Source organism: Flavobacterium sp. (genome assembly GCF_003525665.1).
Lineage (GTDB): Bacteria > Bacteroidota > Bacteroidia > Flavobacteriales > Flavobacteriaceae > Flavobacterium.
The window spans coordinates 1-2,914 of record NZ_DQDX01000070.1; the positions used below are offsets into that span (position 1 = coordinate 1).

The 2,914-nt window shown below is 30.2% G+C and carries 1 protein-coding gene; it reads left to right on the forward strand.

Going from position 1 to position 2,914, the window contains the following annotated elements:
• Positions 1–82: 82 nt before the first annotated feature.
• Positions 83–2,863, forward strand: a complete 2,781-nt coding sequence (locus DIU01_RS04925) for an outer membrane beta-barrel protein (RefSeq protein ID WP_290832128.1) — start codon at positions 83–85, stop codon at positions 2,861–2,863.
• The last annotated feature ends 51 nt before the right edge of the window (positions 2,864–2,914 follow it).

Genomic DNA, 2,914 nt, shown 5'->3' on the forward strand with positions numbered 1-2,914 from the left:
GTTAAAGTTTTGTAAGAAATTATAGCTTTTAATACTAAAGTTCTTAATTCGCAGTTATTATCAAAAAACTAATCAAAATTTTATGTTAAAATCGATTTACGCCGTTCTTGCATTTCTATTTTTTACTTTTTCATTTGGCCAGAATACCATCACTCTTAAAGGAAAAGTAATTGATGATGCTACTAAATTACCTATTGAATCTGCAACTGTTTACCTATCGTCGGTAAAAGACTCTTCTGTTGTAGATTATACAATTACCGATAAATTTGGTAAATTTAATTTCAAGATTAAGAAAGTTGATAAGCCGGTGTATCTAAAAATATCGTTTATTTCTTATGAAGATTATAAGGTAAATTTAAAAGATGTTTCTTCCGATCAAGATTTTGATGTAATAGCACTTAGAGAAGCAGCCAAAAATCTAGATGAAGTTGTTATTAAAAGTGAAGCACCACCAATTAGAATTAAAAAAGATACTTTAGAATTTAATGCTTCGTCTTTTAAAGTTCGTCCAGATGCCAATGTAGAATCGCTGCTTAAGCAATTACCTGGCGTTGAGATTGATGCCGAAGGAAAAATTACAGTAAACGGAAAAGAAGTAAACCAAATTCTTGTAAACGGAAAACCATTTTTTGATAAAGACGGAAAAATAGCACTTCAAAATTTACCATCAGATATTATAAATAAAGTTCAAGTTTCTGATACAAAAACTACTAAAGAAGAGAAAACAGGTCAGGCTGCAACTTCCAATAATGCTAGTATTAATTTAACCATTGACGAAAAAAAGAACAAAGGTTTCTTCGGAAAAGTCATGGCTGGAGCCGGAAGCGATAAACGGTATGAAAGCTCAGGATTAGCCAATTATTTTAAAAATAAAACCAAGATTAGTGTGCTCGCATCTGCCAATAATATCAATTCCACAGGTTTTTCTATGGATGAAATATTTGATAATATGGGTGGCGGACGATCGAGTAGTGTATGGATGAGTGGTGATGGTTCTTTTTCTATAAACGGTAGACGTTTTGGTGGAGGTTCTGGAATTACTAGGTCTAATATGTTAGGAATCAACTATTCAGATCAATGGGCGAAAGACTTAGAATCTTCTGGAAGTTATTTTTTCTCCAATACAAATTCTGAAAATTTAAACAGAACAAATCAAACCAACTTATTGCCTTCTGGAAATTTTACAACAAATTCTACTTCTAAAACTTTAGATGAACGATTTGGACACAATGTAAATTTCGAATTAGAATATAAAATCGATTCATTAACATCAATTGTTTTTGAACCAAAATTTTCTAAAGCAACTGGAACCTATAAAAGTAACTCATCACAAATTTCGAGAGATAATGTAGATGCTTTATTAAACGAAAGTACTTCTGATAATTCTAGTGAAAGTGATTCAAATAATTTTAGTAACAGACTTACTTTTACAAGATCATTTAAGAAAAAAGGTCGTTTTTTAAGTATTTCTGCATACAATGAAAATAATAAATCGACAGATGAAAATAAAATTCAATCGAATACTATTTTCTATCAAGGAACGCAACCCGATGATACCAGAAATCAGCTCGGAATCACCAATAATATAACGGATAATTTAGATACCGAATTTGAATATTCGGAGCCAATTACTGATTCACTTCAAGTCAAAGTTGGAACAAACGTTCGATTGGATAAAAATATTAGAAAGTTAAATACTTTTGATTTTGATGGAATTGCCAATGAGTATTCTTTGGAAAATGATTTCCTAACTATGAGAACTTCTTCTTCTACAAAAACAGTAACACCAAGATCTGGAATTGAGTGGAATAAAAGCAAGTTTAGAGTGAGTTTTGATCTTGGAACCAACATCATAAAATTTGACAATAATTCAGATTACCTTGATGTAAAAACGAATTTGTCTAAAGATTATTTATTACCTTTTGTAAACGCTAGCTTTAATTATCGTTTTACAAAAGCCCAAAGTGTTTGGTTGAGTTATAATTATGATTACGATATGCCATCGGCAACGCAAGTTTTACCAATTGAAGATTTATCAAATCCTTTAAATACCATTGTTGGTAATCAAAATTTAGATTTAAATAAATACCATAGTGTTTATATGAATTTTAGTAATTATGATTACGCAACTCGTTCGGGTTACGGATTTTACTCTGGAGGAAATTTCTACACAAGTCAAGTCGTTTCTTCAACTACATTTAATGCCGATAGAAAAAGAACTACAACCTACGAAAATGTATCGGGAACAAGTAATTATTGGTTCGGATTGTATTTGAACAAAACCTATAAAAAAGATTTAAACACTTTTAAATACGGATTAAGAATTAATAATAACGGAAACGAATCTAAAGGTTTTACCGATGGTGAAATGTTTACTTCAAAAACATTATCAATTTCTCCTAGAGTTAATTTCACGTACGAATATGGCGAATTGTTTACAATAAATCCAACATACAGTTATACGTTTAATAAAACAAATTTCACTAATTATGTAGTAAATTCAGCGTCTAATTTTACACACAAAGTGAATGTTCAAGTAACCAATTATTGGCCAAAGAACTGGATTTTCGGAAACGATTTTGGATATACCTACAATTCGAATATTGCTGAAGGATTTAAAAAAGACTTCTATTTATGGAATACCAGTTTGTCTTATAGTTTTTTCGAGAAAAAATTAATGGCGAAAGTTAAAGTATACGATGTTTTAAATCAGAATTTAAGTTCTACACGAACAATCTCTGCAACATCGATTAGAGATGAGGAAAACATAGTTCTTAGACGTTATGTGATGTTTTCTTTAACGTACAAATTAGAAAAATTTGGTGCTAAAGAAAAGAAACCAAGTAACCGATTTAATTGGTAAAAAAGCAAAACGCCTTTCAGATTTGAAAGGCGTTTTTTTTATTTTTAAAAT